Raw genomic sequence first — 23,864 nt, forward strand, 5'->3', positions numbered from 1 at the left:
AGCATTAATTTTACAGTGAACATGAAACACAGCCTTGTACTTCTGTACCTTCCAGTGCGGTTTGCCTCAGACGAATGTAATATAGTGTTTTGATCCCTTTACGCCAGGCATAAATTTGGGCTTTGTTAATGTCACGGGTAGTGGCATCATCTTTAAAGAAAAGTGTCAGTGATAATCCCTGATCAACATGTTGAGTCGCTGCGGCATAAGTATCAATAATCTTTTCCGGCCCTATTTCATAAGCATCTTTGTAATATTCAAGATTATTATTGGTCATAAATGGAGCAGGGTAATATACTCTTCCTGTTTTGCCATCTTTACGGATCTCAATACGGGATACAATCGGGTGAATACTTGAGGTTGAATTGTTGATATATGAAATAGAACCAGTGGGAGGAACAGCCTGAAGATTCTGATTGTAAATACCATGAGCCATCACTGAGGTTTTTAATTCAAGCCAGTCTTGTTGTCTGGGAATAGTTATTCCTGCTTGTTCAAATAGTTGACGGACTTTTTTTGTCTGAGGTTGCCATGATCTTTCCGTATATTTATTGAAAAATTCACCACTGGCATAACGGGAATTTTTAAAACTTTTAAAGTAGCTATTTCGCTCAATTGCAATCTGATTTGAAGTACGCAAAGCATGATAAGTGACGATATAAAAATAGATGTTTGTGAAATCAATTCCCTCTTCAGAACCATAATGAATGCTTTCCCTTGCCAAATAGCCGTGAAGATTCATTTGACCTAAACCAATTGCATGAGAATCCTGATTTCCTTTCTCGATAGAAGGAACTGAACCGATATGGCTCATATCTGATACGGCAGTTAAGGCGCGAACAGCTGTTTCAATAGAAAGGGCAAAATCAGGTGAATCCATTGTATGAGCGATGTTCATCGATCCCAGATTACAACTAATATCTTTCCCGATGTGGAGGTAATTTAAATCATCTTCATATTCACTGGCACTGTTAACCTGTAAAATTTCGGAACATAAATTACTCATATTGATCCGACCTTTAATTGGGTTTGCATGATTCACGGTGTCTTCATACATAATATAAGGATAACCGGATTCGAATTGGATCTCAGCTAATGTCAGGAAGAATTCACGGGCATTGATTTTTGATTTGCGAATTTTTTTGTTATTTACCATCTCAGCATATTTTTCTGTAATGCTAATTTCAGACATTGGCACGCCATAAACCCGCTGAATATCATAAGGTGAGAATAGATACATTTCTTCATTGTGTTTAGCCAATTTAAAAGTGATATCAGGAATGACGACGCCAATGGAGAGTGTTTTTATACGGATCTTTTCGTCGGCATTTTCCCGTTTTGTATCCAGAAAATGAAGAATATCAGGGTGATGGGCATGGAGATAAACGGCACCTGCACCCTGGCGTGCACCGAGTTGATTGGCATATGAAAATGCATCTTCCAGCATTTTCATTACTGGAACGACACCTGATGACTGATTTTCAATCATTTTTATTGGTGCACCGGTTTCCCGCAGATTACTTAGTAAGCAGGCGACACCGCCGCCACGTTTTGAAAGCTGTAATGCTGAATTGATTGAACGCCCGATGGATTCCATATTATCCTCAATTCGCAGCAGGAAACAGGAAACCAGTTCTCCACGCTGCTTCTTACCACAATTAAGGAAAGTTGGTGTTGCTGGTTGAAAACGGCCACTGATAATTTCATCGACCAAACGGTCAGCCAATACCTGATCGCCTTGAGCTAAGGTCAGTGCTACCATGCATACCCGATCTTCATAGCGTTCCAGGTAGCGTTTATTATCGAAGGTTTTCAGTGTATAGCTGGTGTAATATTTAAATGCGCCCAAAAAAGTTTGAAAGCGGAATTTTTTGCTATAAGCTTGCTGAAAAAGCTTTTTAACAAAAGTAAAATCGTATTGTTTTAGTACTTCAGTTTCGTAATATCCCTTTTGCTGAAGGAAATCGAGTTTTTCTTTCAGATCATGAAAAAAGACCGTGTTCTGATTTACATGTTGGTGGAAATAGCGATGAATGGCCAGTTTGTCTTTATCAAACTGAATATGTCCTTCATTATCGTACAGATTGAGCATGGCATTGAGAGCATGATAATCCTGCCGCTCGTTAATTTGGAAAGTCATGGTTGCATATTCTCTGGTGAATAATGTTGCCAGAATCTTTGGATACCCTGGCGTACTTGATGTACATCTTCTTCAGTACCCAATAGTTCAAAACGGTATAGGAGTGGTATCCGACATTTTTCTGAAATTATCCGTCCGGCGATACCGTAAGCTTCGCCAAAGTTTGTATTCCCGGCGGCGATGACTCCCCGAATCAGCGCCCGGTTTTTGGCAACATTTAGAAACTGGATCACTTGTGGTGGAACCGCGCCTTTAGCACTTCCACCACCATAACTTGGTATTAGTAAAATGTAAGGTGAAGTTACATTGAGCAGATTACCTGATTGGTTTATCGGAATACGAAGAGCTGGCATCTTTAGCTTCTGGACAAATCTGTAGCTATTTCCGGATGAACTGGAGAAGTAGACCAGCGGATTCATGTTCATAATAAACCTACAAATTCTCAGATAACGTATTGATTTTATCAGGGCGGAACCCTGACCAATGCTGTGTACCTGCGACTACGACGGGAACTTGCTGGTAACCCATAGTGTGGACAGCCGCTAAAGCTTGTTGGTTTTCGGTTAAATCAATAATCTGATAAGGAATATTTCTTTGGTTTAGAGCCTGATAGGTTGCGTCGCATTGTACGCAGTCAGGTTTGCTATAAATAGTAATGCTCATTAATGACTCCTTATTCAGTTTGTGGGTGTGTAATGACGAAATTTGGTTCACAGGTAACCGTTTCCCGAAAGGCTACAACTTGATTTATACTATATGTGGTGAAATCTTATTTCAACCATACTATATATAGTGTTAATTTTACATTGAGTGACTGTCATCAAAATTACGGTGTTGTTTATTCTCTATTGTCCGGGAGACTTTTCCCCTATTGGGGAAATTTAAGTTTTCTAGTCGGTGGTAAGGGAGCAACTGAATTCATCATTGCAATTTATTAAAAAGACGATTTACTCTAATCCCTATAATAATTGATATTTTTTCAATGGAGGAGGTGGCTATGTATCATCAGTATTTTGATACACCTAAAGGATTCCCGAAACCGTATGTTCATATCGCTGCGGATGATAAGGGAGTAACCAGTCTGTATTTTGTTGATGAAAAAACAGCGCTTGAAGTGAAAAATGATATCACTAAACAGTGCGTGAAGGAGCTACGGGGGTATTTCACGGGTAAACGTACCGGGTTTGCTGTTCCACTCAATCCGGCAGGAACTGAATTCCAGCAGCGTGTATGGTCGCAGTTATGTAAGATCCCGTTTGGCGAAGTGCGGAGTTATAAGCAGCTATCATTGGCACTAGGTTCAGTCAATTATTGTCGTGCTGTAGGAATGGCTAATTCTCGTAATCCTATCTCATTAATTGTACCTTGCCATCGTGTTATTGGACATGATGGTAAATTGGTGGGATATACTGGTGGCCTGAATATTAAAAGCTGGTTACTGGAACATGAAAAAGCATAATAGTTTGTTTGTTTAATAAATTGCCTGATAAAAGACCAGGGAAGGTGATAGAATATTTACATATGTGCATTATTTGGCAGCAAAACTAAATAAAAGATAAGATCTATTGTATTTTATTATGCTTTTCGTGATCTTGGTTATAGACAATCAACCAATTTATTTGCTGTACTGTATATGACACAGGTTTTGTGTCTTATTTTCACGTTAAAGGTAAGTTTGATGTCAAAAATTAAAGGTAACGTTAAGTGGTTTAATGAATCCAAAGGATTCGGGTTTATCACTCCAGAAGATGGTAGCAAAGACGTATTTGTGCATTTCTCTGCTATTCAGAGCAACGGATTTAAAACTCTGGCAGAAGGTCAAAAGGTAGAGTTTGAAATCACTGACGGCGCTAAAGGTCCATCTGCTGTAAACGTTGTCGCTATCTGATTTTAACTCCGTATTTTGAAAAACCCGTTGATACAACGGGTTTTTTTTGATTTTTGTGATGTGTGTGTAATTTTAAATTTAAAGCTCGTTCATCAATGCGAAAGCTAAAATTGTCATCAGTAGTGAGCCGAAAAGATTAAGCAAAACTGTTCCCAATGCCCATCCTAGTTTTCCATCCAGTAACAAATAGGCGACTTCTACAGAAAACGTGGAAAAGGTTGTTAAACCTCCGCAAAAACCGGTGGTTAGCATGAGTTTCCAGACCGGATCAAGATGGATGGATTTATTAAAATAGGCTAACCCTAGCCCGATGATCAATGCACCGATACAGTTAACGGTAAGGGTACCAACCGCGATATTAGTAGAAATACTATTAAGGTGGAGGCTGATAAACCAGCGTAATACACTGCCTAAGCCACCACCAATAAATACAGCCAACATAATATTAATCATAGTAAATCTCATGATTATTTGACTTCTTCACCTCTGGCTTGCAAATCAGCGTGATAAGAAGAACGAACAAATGGTCCACAGGCAGCGTGGGTGAATCCCATAGCCAGAGCTTCTTCTTTCATTTCATCAAATTCCTGTGGGCTAACGTAGCGTTGTACCGGTAAATGATGGCGGCTGGGTTGTAAATATTGGCCCAGAGTTAGCATGGTGACACCATGGCGGCGTAAATCACGCATAACATCAAGAATTTCTTCGTTGGTCTCACCAAGACCTACCATCAGGCCAGATTTGGTCGGAATATCGGGATGGGCTTCTTTGAACTTTTCGAGCAATTTCAGTGACCATTCATAATTTGCGCCAGGGCGTACCTGACGGTAAACCCGTGGTACGTTTTCCAAGTTATGGTTAAATACGTCAGGGGGTGTCGCTGTCAATATTTCAAGTGCACGATCCATACGTCCACGAAAATCAGGAACCAAAGTTTCAATTTTAATGGATGGATTTTTTTCACGAATAGCAGAAATGCAGTCAGCAAAGTGTTGAGCGCCGCCGTCACGCAGGTCATCACGGTCAACGGAGGTGATGACGACATAGCGCAGTGCCATATCTTTGATGGTTTGTGCCAGTTTTACCGGTTCGTTGGTATCGGGCGCCATTGGGCGGCCGTGGGCTACATCACAAAAAGGACAACGGCGGGTACAGATTGCGCCAAGGATCATAAAAGTTGCTGTACCGTGGTTAAAACATTCAGCCAGGTTAGGGCAGGAAGCTTCTTCACAGACGGAATGCAGACCATTTTTGCGCATGGCCGATTTGATACCCTGAATGCGGCTGGAATCCGCAGGAAGTTTGATTTTCATCCACTCAGGTTTACGCAAGATTTCTGTACGTTCGGTAATCACTGTTTTGACAGGGATCAGCGCCATTTTGTCTGCGTCACGGTACTTAACTCCGCGTTCCATCTGAATTGGTTTACTCATAATCGTGCTGGTTCCAGTGTTAAATTCATCAGGTTGAGACTTATCATTCAGCCTATTGCATGATAAATCCATTAAAAAATTTTTGAAAAATATTAAAAAATTATAACATCTTTAACTATTCAGTTTAAATCCTAACTGTTGGCAGAATTCTTCTACCAAAATAGGTTGTACCTGCTCAACAGTAATTCCGGGAACTAAATCACTGAGTTGAATCATTCTCATACCGGCATAGCCACAGGGATTAATACGCAGAAATGGTTCTAAATCCATGGCGATATTAAGTGCCAGCCCATGGAAAGAGCAGCCTTTACGTATTCGTAATCCTAGAGAGCAGATTTTAGCTTCCTCGACATAAACACCTGGAGCATCCGGACGGGCATAAGCTTGTACATCAAAGTGAGCGAGTGTTTTAACCACGGTATCCTCTATTGCTGTAACCAGTTGCCGTACACCAATTTTGGCGCGTTTGATGTCAATCATGATATACATGACCTGCTGGCCGGGACCATGATAAGTGACTTGTCCACCGCGATCGGATTGAATAACCGGGATATCACCGAGAGATAGCAGATGTTCAGACTTACCTGCTTGTCCTTGAGTAAACACTTTTGGATGTTGTACCAGCCAGATTTCATCGGATGTATCAGTATTTCGCTGCTCAGTAAACAAGTGCATTGCATCAGAAATCGGCTCGTAGGGTTGTATTCCTAATTGGCGTAAGAAGATCGTTTTATGTTGCAATTGAAACATCATTTGATAGCTATAAGATTTGGTCAGTATAACCCTCAGAAGAGATTCTCACCAGTTTAGTCCACTTGAAACTGTGGTGTTTCTGATAGATAAAGGATCCCCCGTGAAATTACAGGGGATTTTTCTGGTTTGTATTACAACACTACCCGTACCAGTTCAAGGTTACCTAACTCTTCATACAGAGTTTCTACCTGTTCAATATGAGTTGCATTAATAGTAATGGATACTGAGTGGTAGTTGCCTTTGCTGCTTGGTTTCACTTGTGGAGAGTAATCGCCCGGTGCATGGCGCTGAACTACTTCAACGACCTGATTGACTAACTCAGGTTCAGCCAGGCCCATCACTTTGTAAGTGAATGAACAAGGGAACTCAAGCAGTTCATTTAATTTCGTTTTCATGGGCACTCCTGTTTTGCTTTCCGCAATACGTACGGTCAGTCTCTTCTGTAAAATTTGATATCTTCCCCCCGCTTTTAAATCGCGGGGATTTTTATTGCGGTCAGGCTGTAGCCTGGTTCGCTTCTTGGGTTATGTTTTTTTGTAGTTTAACTATTTCAAGGATTAGCCAAACCAATGATGAAATAGCAGTTTGATGTAATCGATAAAACGGCTGAAGATGCTGCCTTCTTTCACTTCGTTCATAACGACTAATGAGCGCTGTTCGACAGTCTTACCATCAAGTTGAAAATTGATGGTACCGACGACCTGATTTTTCGCTAGCGGTGCATGTAGTTCAGTATTATTCATGACATAGCTGGCTTTCAAATCTTTCAGACGACCGCGGGGAATAGTCAGATAAACATCTTTATCAACGCCTAGCTGAACCCTATCGTTGTCTCCGAACCAAACCGGTTCAGAAGCGAATTCTTTGCCAGCTTTCAGTGGCGAGACAGTTTCAAAGAAACGGAACCCCCAAGTCAGCAGTTTCTTGCTCTCTGTTTCACGGCCCTTATAAGTATGGCCGCCTAATACCGCAGAAATCAGACGCATATCGCCTTCGGTTGCAGAAGCGACCAGATTATAGCCTGCGGCATTCGTGTGGCCGGTTTTTATACCATCTACATTTAGGCTTTTATCCCATAATAAGCCGTTCCGGTTTGTTTGACGGATATTATTGTAGGTAAATTCTTTCTCTTTATAGATAGCATACTCTTCAGGAACATCGCGGATCAGTGCTTGACCAATTAACGCCATATCACGGGCAGAGCTGTATTGGCCTTCCGCATCCAGACCATGAACAGTTTTGAAATGTGTATTCTGTAAGCCAAGGGATTTTACATAACCGTTCATTAGATTAACGAAAGATTCTTGGCTACCGGCAACATAATCTGCCATTGCAACACAGGCATCATTACCGGATTGCAGGTTTATACCGCGAGATAACATAGAAACCGAGACCTGATCTCCTGGTTTGAGGAACATCAGGGAGGAGCCTTTAAATACCGGATTACCTGTTGCCCATGCATCAGTGCCAACAGTGACCATATCATTTGGGCCGATTTTGCCTGATTTGATTGTCTGGCCAATAACGTAACTGGTCATCATTTTTGTCAAGCTGGCAGGGTCACGATGTGCATCTGCATTCATTTCAGCCAGAACTTTTCCTGAGTTATAGTCGATAAGAATATAAGCTTCAGCATCGATCTGAGGCACACCTGGGATCATCGTTTTCAGGTTTACATCGTTCCCATCGGCAAAGGCAGAAGCACTTATTGCCAGCGCAATACTTAGGGTGGCACTTTTTATAAAACGAGAAGTGATTGTATATTTCATGGTCGGTTGGACAACATCCGTGAGAAAAGGTTGATATCGGGCCACATAATAGCAAATGAAAAAAAATACTGACATTGGCAAATTTTAACAAGCAACAGGTTTACATTTTTTTACCTCGCTTGCTGATATCTGCGTTAAAGCCAGATATCAGCAAGCGAACAATTAAGGGCTGACGATAAAGGAGGATTGCTGTATTTGATCAGCCAGCTTCTGTTGTAAATCGGTAGCTTGCTGGCGATTGTTGAATGGCCCCAATTGTACACGATAAACGTTGCTATATTGGGTTATTCGTCCTTGAACATTAAAGCGTTGTTCCAGGGTATGTTGCCACTCTTTTGCCCGTTGTTCACTGCTAACAGCACCAACCTGAACCATAAAACCATTTTTCGTAGAGGTTGGGGCAGCGGTTGTTGACGTACTATTTGTCACAGGTTTAGGCGGTTGTAACTTCATTGCGGGTAGTTGCCCAGTGACTTCCGACTGTACAGTCAACGGTTGCGTTTGCTCCACCGATTGATTTGCCAAGGGCTGGTTGCCCGTTTGATCCGGAACATGCTCCATTGTGGGTGTTCCTAGTGGCCCTGTTGTTAGAACTGGCCTGCTGGGTAGCGCATAACTCTGCTTAACTATCTTGCTGCCGACAGTACCGGGACCAGATAAAGAGCCATCTTGGGCAACTTGAATAAAATCAATCTTAACTTTGGTACTTTGAGTCAGGTTCAGGCGTTCAGCAGAAGCTTTTGACAGATCGATAATCCTCCCCTGTTTATAAGGACCACGGTCATTGATTCTGACAACCATCATACGGCCATTACTCAAGTTGGTCACGCGGACATAGCTTGGAATTGGTAGGGTGGGGTGGGCTGCTGTCAGAGCATAAGGATTGAAACGTTCACCAATCGCTGTCATTTTGCCATTGGATTCTGCGCCATACCAACTGGCATAACCCGTTTCACTGAATTGAGATGGGTCTTGAACAATATGATAAGTATGTCCATTCATCTGATAATCATTATTAGCGCTGGGGTGATAAGGCTCATAATGAGGTTCAGCACCCAAAACATCCTGTGTTGGTACTGCTGGTAACGGGGAAGATTTTTGCTCGTCAGGAGTGGTACAGCCGGATAATGAAGCCACAATCATGCCGAGTATAAGCCAGTGTTGACGCATTGAAACCTCTTCTTTATAAACTTTTAGACAATAATTTTCGGTGTGTGTGAATCGACATTATAATGCCGAAACCGGCCATTAAGACGATTAATGCTGAACCGCCATAACTGACAAATGGCAGAGGAACCCCTACCACAGGTAGAATACCGCTCACCATGCCGATATTTACGAAGATATAAACAAACAAGATTAGCATTAGGCCGCCAACCATGACCCGGCCAAAAGTATTCTGTGCTCTGGTTGCGATAACCAGCCCGCGCATAATTAATAACAAATATAATGTTAATAACAGTAGTACGCCAATCAAACCAAGCTCTTCCGATAGCACGGCAAATATGAAGTCAGTATGGCGTTCTGGAAGAAATTCCAACTGAGATTGTGTCCCGAACAACCAGCCTTTACCTGATAAGCCACCGGAGCCAATAGCGATTTTCGATTGAATGATATGGTAACCCTTACCCAATGGATCAGTTTCTGGATCAAGTAACATCATTACGCGATCACGCTGGTATCCATGCATCAGAAAGAACCACAAAATAGGGATAAAGCAGGCTAATAGTAGAGCCGCAATACCAATCAGCCGCCAGCTCATTCCTGCAAGGAACAGGACAAATAGACCGGAAGCCGCGACCAGAATTGAAGTACCCAAGTCTGGTTGGGCGGCGACCAGTAAAGTGGGTAGAAAAATCAGCATTAAAGCGATAGTGGTATTTTTCAGCGATGGCGGACATAAATCGCGGTTCATAAAACGGGCAATCATCAGTGGTACTGCAATTTTGGCAATTTCAGAAGGCTGGAAACGGATGATCCCCAGATCAAGCCAGCGTTGTGCCCCTTTACTGATCTGCCCGAAAGCATCGACAAAAATCAGTAAAATGACACAAACAATATAGAGATAAGGTGCCCAGCTTTCATAAACTCTTGGTGGGATCTGCGCCATAATGATCATGACAACAAATCCGGCACCAATTTGGCCGATTCTGCGCTCCATCATCCCCATATCTTGACCGCTGGCGCTCCACATAACAAAAGCGCTGTATACCAGTAGTGCCAGAATGCATAGCAGCAATGGCGGGTCGATATGTAATCTGGTCCAGAGAGGAACCTTTTTCTGGTTTTCTGTCATAGTGTTATTCAGTCACTTTCTGTTCCGGGTGGTGCAGGGGCAGCATCCGGTAATATTGTATTGTTATCCCCTAACAGTACATGGTCGAGGATTTGGCGGACAAGGGTTCCCACTGTTGGACCTGCACCACCATTCTCTAAAATAATGGAAAGGGCTACTGTCGGATTCTCATAAGGGGCGAAAGCAATCATAAGTTTGTGATCCCGTAAATGTTCAGCAATTTTACTGGCATTGTAAGTTTCATAACTATAGACCTGTGCTGTTCCTGATTTGGCGGCAGCTTTATACGGTGTGCCGGTAAAACTCTTGTGACCGGTACCATTTGGCAGGTTAGCAACACCATACATGCCACTTTTCGCCAGTTCCCAGTACCCTGAATGGATATCACCTATCTGAACATTTTCTGTTTGTTGATAAGGGATCATCTCACCTTTCAACTTTTTACCCAGTAACAGATGCGGCGTTTTCACATTACCGTCATTAATTAAGGTTGTCAGCGCCTTGACCATTTGAATGGGGGTTGCTGTCCAGTATCCCTGGCCGATACCTACAGGAATAGTATCTCCTTGATACCAAGGTTTTTTATATTTTTTTTGCTTCCATTCGCGGGTCGGCATGATCCCTGAGCGTTCTTCAGCCAGGTCGATTCCGGTGTATTCGCCATAACCAAATTTGGTCATCCACTCAGACAGACGATCAATGCCCATATCATAGGCAACTTGATAGAAGAAAGTATCCGCAGATTCCACAATGGCTCTATATGCATTGAGACTACCATGTCCCCAGCGTTTCCAGTCACGATAGCGTTTTTCTGAACCTGGCAATTGCCACCAGCCCGGATCAAAAACAGTTGTATTTTTATTGATAACGCTTGTGCTGAGTGCTGCAACGGTAATGAAAGGTTTAACCGTTGAAGCAGGAGGATAGATCCCTTGAGTCGCACGATTAATAAGCGGTCGGTCAGGGTTGTTTAATAATTCCTGATAGTTCTTATTGGAGATACCGTTTACAAACAGGTTTGGGTCATAACTTGGGTTAGATACTAAGGCCAGAATTTCCCCGTTACGTGGATCACTGACAACGACTGCGGCACGGCTGGTTGTGAGAAGTTTCTCAATATAGATCTGCAATTCAAGATCGATAGTCAGGTAAATATCCTGTCCAGCCTGTGGCGGTTGTTCATGTAATTGACGTATCACACGGCCACGATTATTGACTTCGACTTCTTCATAACCAGTTCTGCCGTGTAAAACAGACTCATAATAGCGTTCAATACCTAGCTTACCGATATCATGGGTAGCTGCATAATTGGGTAAAATCCCTTCCTTATCCAACCGTTCTACATCTTTATCATTAATTTTGGCGACATAGCCAATGATATGAGTCAACGCTGAACCATAAGGGTAGAAACGGCGTTGGTAGCCCTTTATTTCAAGGCCGGGGAAACGATACTGGTTAACAGCAAAACGTGCCACTTGAATATGATCAAGCGACGCTTTCAGTGGAATAGAGGTAAAGCGGCGTGAACGCTTACGTTCTTTTTCAAAGTTGGCAATGTCTTCGTCAGTCAGATCGATAACATCCCGTAAATCATTGAGCGTTTGCTCAAGTTTTTCTACCTTTTCAGGTACGATTTCCAACTGGTAAATTGTTCGGTTAAGCGCCAATGGTGTGCCTTTACGGTCATAAATAATACCCCGGCTTGGCGCGATTGGAACCAGTTTAATGCGGTTTTCGTTTGAGCGGGTTTGGTAGTCTTCGTGGCGGGTGATTTGTAAATGATAAAGATTGGCAACCAAGACACCAGTCAGTACCAGGATAACAATAAACGCCACCAATGCGCGGCGGGCAAACAGGGCTGATTCAGCCGTGTAATCACGAAAAGGGGTACGTTTATTTTTCATCCCATTGCCAGAATTCGCTTTATCCGTTGGTAACCAAATTATTCCCGATGATAGGGATGATTGGTGGTAATACTCCATGCCCGGTACAGGCTTTCTGCAACTAAAACCCGGACTAAAGGATGGGGCAAGGTCAGTGGCGACAGTGACCAGCTTTGTTCTGCGGCGGCTTTACATGCTGGCGCAAGACCTTCTGGTCCGCCGATAAGCAAACTGACATCTCTGCCATCCTGTTTCCAATGTTCAAGCTGTTGCGCCAGTTGAGGTGTTTCCCAACGGGAACCAGGAATATCCAGAGTGACAATACGGTTGCTTTTGCCGACAGCGGCCAGCATTTGTTCACCTTCTTTTTCCAGAATGCGTTTAATATCCGCGTTTTTGCCTCGTTTCCCCGCCGGAATTTCTACCAGATCAAATGGCATGTCTTTTGGAAAACGGCGCAAATAATCTATAAAGCCGGCCTGTATCCAGTCCGGCATTTTTGTACCTACAGCGACTAATTGCAGCTTCAAACTCAGCTCCAAAGCTTTTCAAGTTCATACATGCGGCGACTCTCTTCCTGCATGACATGTACAATAACTTCACCGAGGTCTACGACAATCCAGTCAGATATGCCCTGTCCCTCAACACCAAGTGGAGCCAAACCGTTCGCACGACAGTCATCAACCAGATTATCTGCGACGGACATCAGATGGCGGTTGGAAGTTCCTGTGCAGATAATCATGCAATCGGTAATGCTGGATTTTCCGTGAACATCCAGAGAAATAATATCCTGTGCTTTGGAGTCTTCAAGTTTATCAATAACAAACTGTTGGAGTTCTTTACCTTGCAAAAGGCTCATCCTTATTTTTTATCAAAATTGATCAAATAGTGCGGAATAATAGCATGCCAGGTCACTCAAGGGTAAGGCCAACTAAGTGACTAATCGGGGCAGATTTCGCTATTGGCGATATAACCCCTGTGAATCTATATACTTTTGTACTGAAGGGGATAGCAAATCATCACAACTTAGCCCTTGCTGGTGGCGTTGCCGGATATCTGTTGCTGAGATGCGTAACAGCGGTGTATTAGCCAGATAGATATAACCGTTAGGTTTGTTACTAAGTAGAGTGGGATTGTCGATTTGATGTTGCGTAAGCCATTGCTGCATTTCGATTGTAGAAAGCTGGGTTTGATAACTGGGACGAGCACAAACCAGCAAATGGCAAATATTCAGCAGTTCTTGCCAGCGATGCCAAGTATGCAGTGATAACAAAGAGTCCTGGCCGATTATAAATGCCAGTGGTTGATTTTCACCAAACTCCTGACGGAATGATTCCAACGTATCTATTGTGTACGACGGGGTGGTACGCTCCAGTTCACGGGTATCGACAGTGAATAGTGGATTGCCCTGTACCGCCAGCCGAACCATTTCTAGCCGTTGTTGTGCGGTGGCTTCTGGCTGTGGGCGGTGGGGGGGAACGTGATTTGGCAGTAGAATCACTTGCTTTAGGCCAGTTTGGTGTGCCAGAGCTTCAACCGAATGCAGGTGCCCATAATGAATTGGATCAAATGTTCCACCAAATAATGCCTGAATAACGGGATGTGTCGGACAAATAGAATCAATGGCGTGAGGCATTAAAAAAGCTCTCAGGTAATGTTTTCCCACATAACAACATGGAAATTGTTTCTAAATCTGGCCAGACAGACTGACCGTAATCCTGTTTAATCCGGAGTTCCATCTGTACAAGTAAATGGACTGCTAGCTGTAAATCATGCTGAGTTAAGCGTTGCAGTGCATTTGTTAGTAATGGGCGGCGGTTTTGCCATATTCGATGTTGATCTAACAGAGTTTTTATAGCAATTGTGGTGCTTTGGCGCTTTAGTGTAAGTAGCAGCAGCAATTCACGCTGTATGATACGTAACAGAATAACGGCCTCACAATCTTCCTGTTGTAACTGTTTCAGAATATGCCAGGCTCGTTTTGCCTTACCTGATAATAGAGAGTCTACCCAGTGATAAGGTGTAAAGTGAGCCGCGTCATTCACCGCATTTTCAATACGGTGTAAGGTCAGTTTACCATCTGGATATAGCAGGGAGAGCCGCTCAAGAGCCTGAGTCAGTGCTAATAAGTTCCCTTCATAGCAGTAACACAGCAGTTGATTGGCTTGCGCTTCCAGAGTCAGTTTCATGACTTTGGCCCGTTGCGCGACCCATTGAGGCAGACGGTTCAATTCAGGCGTTTGACAACTGATGTAGACACCGTTTTTCCCTAATGTTTTAAACCAGCTACTGTTCTCCTGAGCTTTGGTCAATTTCAAACCGCGCAATATCAGCAGTATATCTGGATGAAGTAATTCCGCTAGTTTTACCAGTTGTTCAACCATTACTGCGTTAGGGCCATTTTCCGGCAACAGTAAAGTGAGTGTTTGACGACTGGCAAACAGGCTTAATGACTGGCAAACACTAAATACTTCATCCCATTCGGTATGATTATCCAGAGTATAAGTGAAGTGTTCAGTGAAAGAGTGCTGTTCAGCCGTCTTGCGAATATGATCCTGGCTTTCCTGTAATAGCAGGGGTTCATTGCCCCATATCAGATAACAGTTTCGCAGCCCTTCATTGAGCTGCGAAATCAGTTGTTCGGGATAGAGTTTGATCATTGTGCCCGCGTAGCTTGCTGTTCCGCTTGTTTTTCTCTGGTTTTCTGTTTTTCTGCACTGTGAACAGTCAGTAACTGGCGAACTAACTGACGTGCCGCCTGTTCGCGCATTTCTTGATTGATCATCTCGTTTTCAGCATCTTTTGCCAATGCTTCTAACGGGTTGTCGAAGAAAGAGCGGTCAACTCTGGATTGAAGCGGGTAGATGCTACCGTTTGGCATAATAACCTGTGCATCGACATACAGTGTCAATTGGCGCTCAGCCGCCTTACCATCCTGGAAAACGGAAACGGTATCTTTATTTTCTGAAGAACCGATTAGCCTCAGAATAGGGATTTCGGCGCTACCATTTTCAAGGATAGTGACGTTATTCAGACGAAGTTGTTGGCGAACAGAACGGGTCAGAGGCCCATATGGATCACTGCTCGTTAATTGCAGCTTTTTGAGTTCCGGTGGTACCTGAGTGGTACCGCGCAGATGAAAACCGCAGCCAGCGGTGACCAGTACCGCTAACCCCAGCAACAACGTTAAAATACGATGCCGCACATTGCCTCCTTTTATTATCCGACGACCAGATTCAGCAGTTTGCCTGGTACATAGATGACCTTACGAATAGTGACGCCTTCAAGGTATCTCGCCACTCCATATTCTTTTGTTGCCATATCATGAACATATTCTTTAGTAGAATCTGTCGGTACGGTAACACGACCACGTACTTTACCGTTAACTTGAATGACTACCAGTTTGGTGTCATCAACCATTGCCTGCTCATCAGCTTGCGGCCAGTCAGCCGTATCGATATCACCTTCACCGCCCAGAGCTTGCCACATAGTAAAACAAGCGTGAGGCGTGATGGGTGACAACATACGGACAACCGCCAACAGCGCTTCCTGCATCAGAGCGCGATCCTGCTCCGTTTCCTGTGGTGCACGAGTCAGTTTATTCATTAATTCCATCACGGCAGCGATGGCTGTGTTGAATGCCTGACGGCGACCGACATCATCGGTAACTTTAGCGATGGTTTTGTGCAGATCACGGAACAGATCTTTCTGTTCTGCGGTCAGATTTGTGATCTCCAGCGGTTGAGTTACTCCTTTACTGCTATGTTCATAAACCAGGCGCCATACACGTTTCAGGAAGCGATTTGCGCCTTCAACACTGGACTCTTGCCATTCCAGAGTCAATTCTGGTGGAGCAGCAAACATCATAAACAGTCGGACGGTATCGGCACCGTATTTTTCCACCATCAATTGTGGATCAATACCGTTGTTTTTGGATTTAGACATTTTGCTCATGCCGGTATAAACCAGCTTATGGCCTTCTTTGTCTGTCGCTTTGATGATACGACCTTTATCATCACGCTCTACAAGGGTATCAACTGGGGAAACCCAAATTTTTTCGCCATTTTTGCCGATATGATAGAAAGCATCGGCCAGAACCATTCCCTGACACAGAAGACGTTTTGCGGGCTCATTAGAATTGACCATACCAGCGTCACGCATCAGTTTGTGGAAGAAACGGAAATACATCAAGTGCATGATCGCATGTTCGATACCACCGATATATTGATCAACTGGCAGCCAGTAATTAGCCGCAACCGGATCAAGCATACCTTTGTCATATTCTGGACAGGTGTAACGAGCGTAGTACCAGGAAGATTCCATAAAGGTATCGAAGGTATCTGTTTCACGCAGCGCTGGCTGACCGTTGATAGTGGTTTTCGCCCACTCAGGATCCGCTTTAATCGGGCTGGTGATACCATTCATGGTGACATCTTCCGGCAGAATAACCGGCAGTTGATCTTCTGGAGCCGGAACAACGGTACCATCTTCTAGCGTAGCCATTGGAATAGGGGCACCCCAATAACGCTGACGGGAAACTCCCCAATCACGCAGGCGATAGTTGACTTTACGTTTACCTACGCCCATTTCGACCAGTTTATCAGCAATGGCGTTGAAACCAGTTTCGTGATTCAGGCCGCTGAATTCTCCGGAGTTGAACAGGACATTCTTGTCTGTCACTGGCGCTTCATGAACATTCGGTTCGTTGCTTTCACTGTCCAGAATAACGGCTTTGATTGGCAGGTTATATTTCGTCGCAAATTCCCAATCGCGTTGGTCGTGACCAGGAACGGCCATGACAGCACCGGTGCCGTATTCCATCAAAACAAAGTTTGCAACCCAGATTGCCACTTTCTCTTTGGTTAACGGATGAATAGCAAACATGCCGGTTGCCATGCCTTTCTTCTCCATTGTTGCCATATCTGCTTCAGCAACTTTGGTGTTACGACATTCATTAATGAAAGCGGTCAGTTCAGGGTTGTTTTCTGTTGCTTGTTTTACCAGAGGATGACCTGCGGCAACCGCGACATAAGTGGCACCCAGGAATGTATCAGGACGGGTGGTATAGACGGTCAGTTTCTCCTGACTGTCAGCCACATCGAAAGTAATTTCTACACCTTCAGAACGTCCAATCCAGTTGCGTTGCATGGTTTTGACTTGCTCAGGCCACTCTTCCAGCGTATCCAAATCGTTTAGCAACTCTTCGGCATAATCAGTGATTTTGATAAACCACTGTGGAATCTCTTTACGTTCAACTTTGGTGTCACAACGCCAGCAGCATCCGTCAACCACTTGTTCATTGGCCAGAACAGTCAGATCGTGGGGGCACCAGTTAACAGCGGAGGTTTTTTTATAAACCAGGCCCTTTTCATACAGTTTGGTGAAAAACCACTGTTCCCAACGGTAATATTCAGGCGTACAGGTAGTGACTTCACGATCCCAGTCGTAACCAAAACCCAGTGTTTTCAACTGACCTTTCATATACTCGATGTTGGCATAGGTCCATGGAGCCGGTGCGGTGTTATTTTTCACCGCCGCGCCTTCTGCGGGCAGGCCAAATGCATCCCAGCCAATAGGTTGCAGGACATTTTTGCCAAGCATACGCTGGTAACGAGAGATAACATCACCAATAGTGTAGTTACGTACGTGACCCATGTGTAGTCGGCCAGAAGGGTAAGGTAGCATGGACAGGCAGTAATATTTTTCTTTGCTGTTGTCTTCTGTCACTTTAAAAGTTTGCTTCTCTTGCCAGTGAAGCTGAACTTGCGGCTCTATATCTTCTGGACGGTATTGTTCTTGCATGACACCGATGATCCTATGGTGAGTAAAAAGCTACGCTTGTAGCAATCATTTAGTTGGTGAAATATGAGGTCGGCATAGCATATCTGATTTGATACGCAAGCAACAGGGGTTCTGAGGGAAAATCCGGTGGCGACGGGCACCACCACCGGAAATGAGATAATACTAATGAAGAATTTTAGCCAGAAACTCTTTAGCGCGATCTGATTTTGGATTGGCAAAGAAATCTTCTTTCTTGCTGTCCTCAACAATTTTGCCTTCATCCATAAAGATAACCCGATTGGCTACTTTACGGGCAAAACCCATTTCGTGGGTAACAACCATCATGGTCATACCTTCGTCCGCCAGCTTAACCATGACGTCGAGCACTTCATTGATCATTTCAGGGTCGAGTGCGGAAGTGGGTTCGTCGAACAACATAGCAATAGGGTCCATGCAAAGTGCACGGGCGATTGCCACGCGTTGTTGCTGACCACCGGAAAGTTGTGACGGGAATTTGTTAGCCTGACTGGCAAGCCCGACACGTTCAAGCAGTTTCAGCCCCTTTTCTTCTGCCGCTTTTTTATCACGGTTAAGCACTTTAACTTGAGCCAGAGTAAGATTCTCAATGATGGAGAGGTGTGGGAACAGCTCAAAGTGCTGGAACACCATGCCGACTTTTGAACGTAACTGCGCCAGATTGGTGTTTTTGTCATTGACTTTAATGTCATTAACCAGAATTTCACCCTGTTGGATGGATTCCAGACCATTGACCGTCTTTATCAGGGTGGATTTACCGGAGCCAGATGGGCCACAGACCACAACGACTTCACCTTTTTTAACTTCAGTTGAGCAGTTAGCAAGAACCTGAAATTGGCCATACCATTTGGATACATTTTTCAGGGAGATCATCAAACAGTCCTTTTCTTCAAATAGTTAACCAGCATAGATGCGGCAAAACTAATAATAAAATAAATAAAACCAGCAAACAGGATCATTTCAACCTGAGTGCCATCACGCTCACCGATATTCGCTGCGGTACGGAAAAAGTCCGCCAGACTGAGTACATACACCAGTGAGGTGTCTTGAAACAGCACGATACCCTGTGTCAGTAACAGCGGGGTCATCGCACGGAATGCCTGAGGCAGAATCACCATTCTCATGCTTTGCATTGACGTCATCCCCAATGCCAGTGCTGCCGAAGATTGCCCGCGGGAAATACTCTGAATGCCTGCACGGATAATTTCTGAATAGTAAGCCGCTTCGAAAAATGCAAACGCGACCATGGCTGAAATTAAACGAATATCCGTTTTGGGTGAAATACCGAGAACATCCTGCAATAGGCTAGGCACAATCAGATAGAACCATAACAGTACCATGACCAATGGCACAGAACGGAACAGATTGACATATAAAGTTGCAAACCAGCTCAGGGCTTTTACAGAAGAGAGGCGCATGACGGCCAGTGCCGTTCCCCAGAGGATACCGATAACAACAGCAATAATGGTGATTTTTGCTGTAATGACTAAGCCTTGCAACAGAAAAGGGATACTGGGGATAATAGAACTCCAGTCAAACTCGTACATTTATCGACCTCCAATATTACCCGGTAAACGCACTTTCTTCTCAAGCAAGTGCATGGCAAGCATAATCGCCAGATTGATTCCGACATAGGCCAGTGTGATCGCAGTAAATGATTCATAAGCATGTGCTGAATAGTCGAGTAATTTACCTGCCTGTGCCGCCATATCCACGAGGCCAATAGTGGAGGCGATAGCGGAATTTTTTACCAGATTCATCATTTCTGATGTCATGGGTGGAATGATGACCCGGTAAGCATTTGGCAGCAGGACGTAGCGATAGGTTTGTGGCAGGGTTAATCCCATTGCCAACCCCGCTGCTTTCTGACCGCGTGGTAATGATTGTATGGCGGCCCGAACCTGCTCACATACACGAGCAGCGGTGAAAAGACCTAAACAGATAGTGGAAGAAATGAAAAACTGGATGTTAGGATCCAGTTCAATTTTAAACCATATACTGATTTTTTCCGGCAACAGCTCAGGCATAACCAGATACCAGGTGAAAAACTGAACAATCAGTGGTACGTTACGAAAAAGCTCAACATAACAGGTACCTATCCCAGACAATATTTTATTGGGAACAGTACGTAGGATGCCGAAGAGCGAACCGACAACGAAGGCGATAATCCAGGCGCAGATAGACAAGGCAATTGTGACTTGAAATCCGGCTATCAACCAGCCGAGATAAGTGGTATTGCCGAAAGGGGCAGCTTGCAAAAAGATGTCCCAGTTCCAATTGATTGACATAATAATACTCCCTGCAAGGGTATGGCTTGATCCCTTGAAAACACTTGATTGGCCGGGAAAAAAAAGCGAGGTAGGGAACGACCACCTCGCACCCAGTAGTGCCAATCAAATTGTCATTTTTTTAATTATATTTTTAGTTAAGTGCCTTATCATTCGGCGATTTAAATAGTGCTTTCATTTCATCAGACAAAGAAAAGTTCAAGTTCAGATTCTTGGGAGGAATCGGGTGTTTGAACCAGCGATCAAATGATTTCTCTGCCACGCCGGAGGCTTGTGCCTGAATAATGGTTTCATCGATCAGTTTTTTAAACTCAAGATCGTCTTTGCGTAATATACAACCGTAAGCTTCTTTAGATTGAGCTTTACCCACGATCTCCCATTGGTTAGGTTTTTTCGCTTTTGCGCGTTCACCAGCTAATAGAGCATCATCCATCATAAAGGCTATTGCGCGGCCGGATTCTAAAGTACGGAATGCGTCACCATGATCTTTTGCGCTGATGATGCGCATTTTCATGTTTTTCTCATCGTTGAGTTTATTCAGCAATATTTCAGAAGTCGTACCGGAGGTGACAACGACGTTTTTACCAACCAAATCTGGGAAATCTTTTACGCCGGAATCTTTTTTAGTCAGCAAACGAGTATTAACAACAAAGATGCTGTTAGAGAAAGTGGCTTGTTTCTGGCGCTCAAGGTTATTGCTGGTGGAACCGCATTCGAAATCATAAGTCCCATTTTGAAGTAGAGGGATACGATTTTGAGAGGTCACGGGTATCAATTTTATTTGCAGATTTGGCATGCCCAGTTTCTTCTTCACGGCCTCAACAATCAGATTGGAATAATCCTGTGAGTAGCCGACGACTTTTTGTTGATTATCGTAGTAAGAAAAAGGCACGGAGGATTCACGGTGTCCCACAATGATCACGCCATCATCTTTTATCTTTTTCAGTGTCCCTGTTAATTCTTCGGCTTGAGCAGCACCTGCCGCGCCAAGTAACATCATGGTTAATACTAGGTTACGCATTCGCATATACAACTCCTTTGATGTGGTTATCGTTTGCGATGTTATGTTTGCAAAAGTCTCTCTGGTGATTTGTTTTTAACCAAGGATCATTTGCTGTTATATGTATATATAGTGTTAAAAAATAGTACAAAAGGGTTAGTCAATGAAAATGAATTGTTTCTATTTCGGGAGCTGTCTCGCACTATAAATGAACAATTCTACTTATCTTGCACAATTAAGGTGTGTGATTATCACTTTTTTGGTGCATTTTCCCGTTTTTATGAGTTAAACAGGTATTTCCCTTTTCATTCATGGAGATAATAGCAATTAACGTGCCAAAGTAATAAGGAGGGCTAAAATTAAGGCCAATAAATCATTCAATCAAATTATTTTTGTAACATCAATCATTGAGGATTGGCATGGTTAACTATCAGTGACAGTTGTTTGGCGTTATTACAGAATAACCATGCCGGATTGTATCAGGGGTGATCAATGGTGGGATTGGGCAAAGTATATTTCATACCAATTGCCAGACGATTCCAGAGATTGATAAGGCCGATCAATAACGTCAAATCGACAATCTCTTTTTCATCAAATTCAGCCAATAATGGGGTGTAATGTTCATCATTTGCTTCAATTTCGGCAATTCGGGATAAAACATCTGTCCAACCTAAAGCGGCACGTTCCCGTGATGTGAAAATAGTGGCTTCTTTCCAGGCGCTCAGGAGGTAGAGTTTTTGCTCGTTGCTTCCTGCTTTACGGGCAGCTTTGGAATGCATATTAAGGCAAAAGGCACAGCCATTGATTTGGGAGGCTCTTACCTTGACGAGTTCGATAAGCTCTTTACCGAGGGTTGATTTGTAAGTTAATTCATCGACCTTGGCTACTGCGCTATAAAGTTCTGGTGAAACTTCCGCTGGCCGCGGACGGTTTGCTTGCATAACTTGTTACTCCTTTGTGCTTTTTCTATCAATTGAATGAAAAAATGGATTGAAAGTTAATTTGCTTCTGAATGATATAAAGGAGCTATTTCATTTCGCTCCCTTTTGTTTGTATGGATATTTGGATTAAGATTGCCGACGGTTATAGATCAGTGCAAATAGGGTAAACAATACCGTGATTCCCCATACTGGCCAATTACCCCAGTGTGCATACGGTGTCATCCCGGTTGCGGGTGTCACCTTAGCGTTTAAAACACGGCGGGTAAATTGTGGGAGTGCCTCCTGCACTTTCCCATCTGGGCCGACAACGGCTGTAATGCCATTATTTGTACCACGCAACAATGGGCGTCCTAATTCGAGGGAGCGCATACGTGCCATCTGGAAATGCTGCCAGGGGCCGATTGAGTGCCCAAACCAGGCATCATTGGAAACAGTCAGCAAGAATTCGGTATCTGGTTTGAAATTAGCACGAACTTGCTCACCAAGTATAATTTCATAACAAATGGCGGCGGTCAGATTATATCCGGCAACAGAAAGTTGTGGTTGAGTGTAGTTACCACGGCTGAATGAAGACATTGGCAAATTGAAGAATGGCGCCAGAGGTCGGAGCAGAGACTCCAGAGGAACAAACTCGCCGAAGGGTACCAGATGATATTTATCGTAGCGGATGGCCGCGGGATATTGGTAAGGTATTTTATCACCAAGGACAATCAGACTGTTATAGGTCTTATAGCTGTTGCCGACTGCTCTTTCATCAACAATACCGGTAATAAGGCTGGTGTGCTGACTGCGTAATAGCATATCCAATTTTGCCAGAAAATTACGTTGGTAATTTTCCAGTGAAGGAATTGCAGATTCCGGCCAGATGATTATCGGTATTTTACCGATGTATGGCAGGCTATCACCCATATAAATATCGAGGGTTTCACTGAGCATTTTTGGGTCCCATTTCAGGGATTGTGGGATATTCCCTTGAACCAGTGCCACATTGACGGCTTTTTCAGGCAGTAGGTTGTACCACTGATAATGGCGCATTGGCCACGGTAATAGCAGAATGGCGGTAGCGATGATACCCGCGACAATTTTTCGGTGCGTGACAGCCAGAACTAATAACCCGCTGACAGCCATTAACAGGAAAGTGATGGCTTCAACACCTAAGATAGGTGCGATGGCTTCCATCGGGCCATCTAATTGGCTGTAGCCGAACTGTAACCAGGGAAAACCGGTCAAAACCCAGCCACGCAAGAATTCGGTGAGTTGCCATAATGCAGGTGCTGCCACTGCGAGTCTCAACCAGTTCGTTTTTGCGAAAAAACGGTTGAGTAAGCCAGCAAATAAAGCAGGATAGAGTGAAAGATAGGCAGCAAGTAAAATGACCAGCAGAATATTAACAGCGGTTGGCATGCCACCAAAATTGGCAATACTGACATATACCCAGTTTATACCCGTGCCAAACAGACCAAACCCCCAGCAAAAAGCGATAAAGGCTGCTTGCCGGACTGTTCTGTTTAACGTCAGAAGTTGCAGCCCAAATAAGGAGATAATGGCGGCAGGCCAGAAGCCAAAAGGTGAAAAAGCCAGTGTTCCACTGGCTCCGAAAGATAGTGCCAGTAAGGCACGAAGCCGCTGGCAATTTAATAATGAGACTTTGTTCAT

At 43.8% G+C, this 23,864-nt stretch carries 25 protein-coding genes; 2 read left to right on the forward strand and 23 right to left on the reverse strand.

Going from position 1 to position 23,864, the window contains the following annotated elements; translation table 11 throughout:
* Positions 1–10: 10 nt before the first annotated feature.
* From nrdE to nrdH, 3 genes are read right to left on the reverse strand one after another with little or no spacing between them, the layout of a single operon-like run.
* Complete coding sequence (nrdE, locus tag PTE_RS21215) at positions 11–2,140, reverse strand: class 1b ribonucleoside-diphosphate reductase subunit alpha (RefSeq protein WP_071993019.1); 2,130 nt, start codon at positions 2,138–2,140, stop codon at positions 11–13.
* On the reverse strand, positions 2,137–2,559 hold the full coding sequence (gene nrdI, locus PTE_RS21220; protein WP_036850987.1) for a class Ib ribonucleoside-diphosphate reductase assembly flavoprotein NrdI: 423 nt from the start codon (positions 2,557–2,559) through the stop codon (positions 2,137–2,139). The genes nrdE and nrdI overlap by 4 nt, the downstream gene beginning before the upstream one ends.
* 13 nt (positions 2,560–2,572) lie before the next feature.
* Complete coding sequence (nrdH, locus tag PTE_RS21225) at positions 2,573–2,803, reverse strand: glutaredoxin-like protein NrdH (RefSeq protein ID WP_036850447.1); 231 nt, start codon at positions 2,801–2,803, stop codon at positions 2,573–2,575.
* Between the two features lie 334 nt (positions 2,804–3,137).
* Here nrdH and PTE_RS21230 point away from each other — a divergent pair, with 334 nt between their 5' ends.
* On the forward strand, positions 3,138–3,599 hold the full coding sequence (locus tag PTE_RS21230; protein WP_036850449.1) for a methylated-DNA--[protein]-cysteine S-methyltransferase: 462 nt from the start codon (positions 3,138–3,140) through the stop codon (positions 3,597–3,599).
* A gap of 219 nt (positions 3,600–3,818) precedes the next feature.
* Positions 3,819–4,028, forward strand: a complete 210-nt coding sequence (cspE, locus tag PTE_RS21235; RefSeq protein ID WP_021323071.1) for a transcription antiterminator/RNA stability regulator CspE — start codon at positions 3,819–3,821, stop codon at positions 4,026–4,028.
* A 78-nt stretch (positions 4,029–4,106) separates the two neighbouring features.
* Here the strand turns inward: cspE and crcB are convergent, their stop codons facing one another.
* From crcB to lnt, 20 genes are all read right to left on the reverse strand, one after another.
* Entirely contained in the window at positions 4,107–4,481 is a 375-nt protein-coding gene (gene crcB, locus PTE_RS21240) for a fluoride efflux transporter CrcB (RefSeq protein ID WP_036850451.1), read from the reverse strand.
* A gap of 14 nt (positions 4,482–4,495) precedes the next feature.
* On the reverse strand, positions 4,496–5,461 hold the full coding sequence (lipA, locus tag PTE_RS21245) for a lipoyl synthase (protein WP_036850452.1): 966 nt from the start codon (positions 5,459–5,461) through the stop codon (positions 4,496–4,498).
* Positions 5,462–5,572: 111 nt separating this feature from the next.
* Entirely contained in the window at positions 5,573–6,214 is a 642-nt protein-coding gene (gene lipB / locus PTE_RS21250) for a lipoyl(octanoyl) transferase LipB (RefSeq protein ID WP_036850454.1), read from the reverse strand.
* Between the two features lie 131 nt (positions 6,215–6,345).
* Positions 6,346–6,609 carry a DUF493 family protein YbeD gene (ybeD, locus tag PTE_RS21255; protein ID WP_011145617.1) on the reverse strand — a complete coding sequence of 88 codons (264 nt, stop codon included), beginning with the start codon at positions 6,607–6,609 and terminating at the stop codon, positions 6,346–6,348.
* A gap of 162 nt (positions 6,610–6,771) precedes the next feature.
* A complete protein-coding gene (dacA, locus tag PTE_RS21260; protein ID WP_036850455.1) occupies positions 6,772–7,983 on the reverse strand; it encodes a D-alanyl-D-alanine carboxypeptidase DacA in 1,212 nt (403 codons plus the stop codon).
* Positions 7,984–8,145: 162 nt separating this feature from the next.
* Positions 8,146–9,153 carry an endolytic peptidoglycan transglycosylase RlpA gene (gene rlpA, locus PTE_RS21265; RefSeq protein ID WP_036850458.1) on the reverse strand — a complete coding sequence of 336 codons (1,008 nt, stop codon included), beginning with the start codon at positions 9,151–9,153 and terminating at the stop codon, positions 8,146–8,148.
* 13 nt (positions 9,154–9,166) lie between these two features.
* A complete protein-coding gene (gene mrdB, locus PTE_RS21270) occupies positions 9,167–10,279 on the reverse strand; it encodes a peptidoglycan glycosyltransferase MrdB (RefSeq protein WP_036850461.1) in 1,113 nt (370 codons plus the stop codon).
* Positions 10,280–10,287: 8 nt separating this feature from the next.
* The gene (gene mrdA / locus PTE_RS21275; protein ID WP_036850468.1) at positions 10,288–12,183 is read right to left on the reverse strand and encodes a peptidoglycan DD-transpeptidase MrdA; all 1,896 of its coding nucleotides are present in this window, start codon (positions 12,181–12,183) and stop codon (positions 10,288–10,290) included.
* Between the two features lie 38 nt (positions 12,184–12,221).
* Positions 12,222–12,692 (reverse strand): 23S rRNA (pseudouridine(1915)-N(3))-methyltransferase RlmH, encoded by a 471-nt coding sequence (rlmH, locus tag PTE_RS21280; RefSeq protein WP_036850471.1) that lies wholly within the window; start codon positions 12,690–12,692, stop codon positions 12,222–12,224.
* A 2-nt stretch (positions 12,693–12,694) separates the two neighbouring features.
* Entirely contained in the window at positions 12,695–13,021 is a 327-nt protein-coding gene (rsfS, locus tag PTE_RS21285) for a ribosome silencing factor (protein ID WP_081738292.1), read from the reverse strand.
* 99 nt (positions 13,022–13,120) lie between these two features.
* Complete coding sequence (gene nadD, locus PTE_RS21290) at positions 13,121–13,798, reverse strand: nicotinate-nucleotide adenylyltransferase (RefSeq protein WP_051477503.1); 678 nt, start codon at positions 13,796–13,798, stop codon at positions 13,121–13,123.
* Positions 13,782–14,822, reverse strand: coding sequence for a DNA polymerase III subunit delta (gene holA, locus PTE_RS21295; protein ID WP_036850474.1), 1,041 nt, complete (start codon positions 14,820–14,822; stop codon positions 13,782–13,784). The genes nadD and holA overlap by 17 nt, the downstream gene beginning before the upstream one ends.
* Positions 14,819–15,367 (reverse strand): LPS assembly lipoprotein LptE, encoded by a 549-nt coding sequence (lptE, locus tag PTE_RS21300; protein ID WP_051477504.1) that lies wholly within the window; start codon positions 15,365–15,367, stop codon positions 14,819–14,821. The genes holA and lptE overlap by 4 nt, the downstream gene beginning before the upstream one ends.
* 14 nt (positions 15,368–15,381) lie before the next feature.
* Complete coding sequence (gene leuS, locus PTE_RS21305) at positions 15,382–17,964, reverse strand: leucine--tRNA ligase (RefSeq protein WP_036850477.1); 2,583 nt, start codon at positions 17,962–17,964, stop codon at positions 15,382–15,384.
* Positions 17,965–18,126: 162 nt separating this feature from the next.
* Entirely contained in the window at positions 18,127–18,852 is a 726-nt protein-coding gene (locus PTE_RS21310; protein ID WP_036850479.1) for an amino acid ABC transporter ATP-binding protein, read from the reverse strand.
* Complete coding sequence (gltK, locus tag PTE_RS21315; RefSeq protein WP_036850481.1) at positions 18,852–19,526, reverse strand: glutamate/aspartate ABC transporter permease GltK; 675 nt, start codon at positions 19,524–19,526, stop codon at positions 18,852–18,854. Before gltK ends, PTE_RS21310 begins: the two co-directional genes overlap by 1 nt.
* Entirely contained in the window at positions 19,527–20,267 is a 741-nt protein-coding gene (locus tag PTE_RS21320) for an amino acid ABC transporter permease (protein ID WP_036850483.1), read from the reverse strand. It abuts the gene before it with no gap.
* A gap of 133 nt (positions 20,268–20,400) precedes the next feature.
* A complete protein-coding gene (locus PTE_RS21325; protein WP_036850486.1) occupies positions 20,401–21,294 on the reverse strand; it encodes a glutamate/aspartate ABC transporter substrate-binding protein in 894 nt (297 codons plus the stop codon).
* Between the two features lie 452 nt (positions 21,295–21,746).
* Positions 21,747–22,208 (reverse strand): carboxymuconolactone decarboxylase family protein, encoded by a 462-nt coding sequence (locus PTE_RS21330; RefSeq protein WP_036850489.1) that lies wholly within the window; start codon positions 22,206–22,208, stop codon positions 21,747–21,749.
* 126 nt (positions 22,209–22,334) lie between these two features.
* Positions 22,335–23,864, reverse strand: a complete 1,530-nt coding sequence (gene lnt / locus PTE_RS21335) for an apolipoprotein N-acyltransferase (RefSeq protein ID WP_036850492.1) — start codon at positions 23,862–23,864, stop codon at positions 22,335–22,337.

This window comes from Photorhabdus khanii NC19, from assembly GCF_000517265.1.
In the GTDB taxonomy this organism is placed as follows: domain Bacteria; phylum Pseudomonadota; class Gammaproteobacteria; order Enterobacterales; family Enterobacteriaceae; genus Photorhabdus; species Photorhabdus khanii.

What these genes read in the sequence shown, in the direction of transcription:
- crcB (WP_036850451.1), bottom strand. Translation starts at nt 4,481, where the DNA reads ATGATTAATATTATGTTGGCTGTATTTATTGGTGGTGGCTTAGGCAGT.
- nadD (WP_051477503.1), bottom strand. Translation starts at nt 13,798, where the DNA reads ATGCCTCACGCCATTGATTCTATTTGTCCGACACATCCCGTTATTCAG.
- ybeD (WP_011145617.1), bottom strand. Translation starts at nt 6,609, where the DNA reads ATGAAAACGAAATTAAATGAACTGCTTGAGTTCCCTTGTTCATTCACT.
- gltK (WP_036850481.1), bottom strand. Translation starts at nt 19,526, where the DNA reads ATGTACGAGTTTGACTGGAGTTCTATTATCCCCAGTATCCCTTTTCTG.
- PTE_RS21330 (WP_036850489.1), bottom strand. Translation starts at nt 22,208, where the DNA reads ATGCAAGCAAACCGTCCGCGGCCAGCGGAAGTTTCACCAGAACTTTAT.
- rlpA (WP_036850458.1), bottom strand. Translation starts at nt 9,153, where the DNA reads ATGCGTCAACACTGGCTTATACTCGGCATGATTGTGGCTTCATTATCC.
- lipA (WP_036850452.1), bottom strand. Translation starts at nt 5,461, where the DNA reads ATGAGTAAACCAATTCAGATGGAACGCGGAGTTAAGTACCGTGACGCA.
- dacA (WP_036850455.1), bottom strand. Translation starts at nt 7,983, where the DNA reads ATGAAATATACAATCACTTCTCGTTTTATAAAAAGTGCCACCCTAAGT.
- lnt (WP_036850492.1), bottom strand. Translation starts at nt 23,864, where the DNA reads ATGAACAAAGTCTCATTATTAAATTGCCAGCGGCTTCGTGCCTTACTG.
- cspE (WP_021323071.1), top strand. Translation starts at nt 3,819, where the DNA reads ATGTCAAAAATTAAAGGTAACGTTAAGTGGTTTAATGAATCCAAAGGA.
- PTE_RS21325 (WP_036850486.1), bottom strand. Translation starts at nt 21,294, where the DNA reads ATGCGAATGCGTAACCTAGTATTAACCATGATGTTACTTGGCGCGGCA.
- mrdA (WP_036850468.1), bottom strand. Translation starts at nt 12,183, where the DNA reads ATGAAAAATAAACGTACCCCTTTTCGTGATTACACGGCTGAATCAGCC.
- PTE_RS21320 (WP_036850483.1), bottom strand. Translation starts at nt 20,267, where the DNA reads ATGTCAATCAATTGGAACTGGGACATCTTTTTGCAAGCTGCCCCTTTC.
- mrdB (WP_036850461.1), bottom strand. Translation starts at nt 10,279, where the DNA reads ATGACAGAAAACCAGAAAAAGGTTCCTCTCTGGACCAGATTACATATC.
- rsfS (WP_081738292.1), bottom strand. Translation starts at nt 13,021, where the DNA reads ATGAGCCTTTTGCAAGGTAAAGAACTCCAACAGTTTGTTATTGATAAA.
- PTE_RS21310 (WP_036850479.1), bottom strand. Translation starts at nt 18,852, where the DNA reads ATGATCTCCCTGAAAAATGTATCCAAATGGTATGGCCAATTTCAGGTT.
- PTE_RS21230 (WP_036850449.1), top strand. Translation starts at nt 3,138, where the DNA reads ATGTATCATCAGTATTTTGATACACCTAAAGGATTCCCGAAACCGTAT.
- leuS (WP_036850477.1), bottom strand. Translation starts at nt 17,964, where the DNA reads ATGCAAGAACAATACCGTCCAGAAGATATAGAGCCGCAAGTTCAGCTT.
- holA (WP_036850474.1), bottom strand. Translation starts at nt 14,822, where the DNA reads ATGATCAAACTCTATCCCGAACAACTGATTTCGCAGCTCAATGAAGGG.
- nrdE (WP_071993019.1), bottom strand. Translation starts at nt 2,140, where the DNA reads ATGACTTTCCAAATTAACGAGCGGCAGGATTATCATGCTCTCAATGCC.
- nrdH (WP_036850447.1), bottom strand. Translation starts at nt 2,803, where the DNA reads ATGAGCATTACTATTTATAGCAAACCTGACTGCGTACAATGCGACGCA.
- nrdI (WP_036850987.1), bottom strand. Translation starts at nt 2,559, where the DNA reads ATGAATCCGCTGGTCTACTTCTCCAGTTCATCCGGAAATAGCTACAGA.
- lipB (WP_036850454.1), bottom strand. Translation starts at nt 6,214, where the DNA reads ATGATGTTTCAATTGCAACATAAAACGATCTTCTTACGCCAATTAGGA.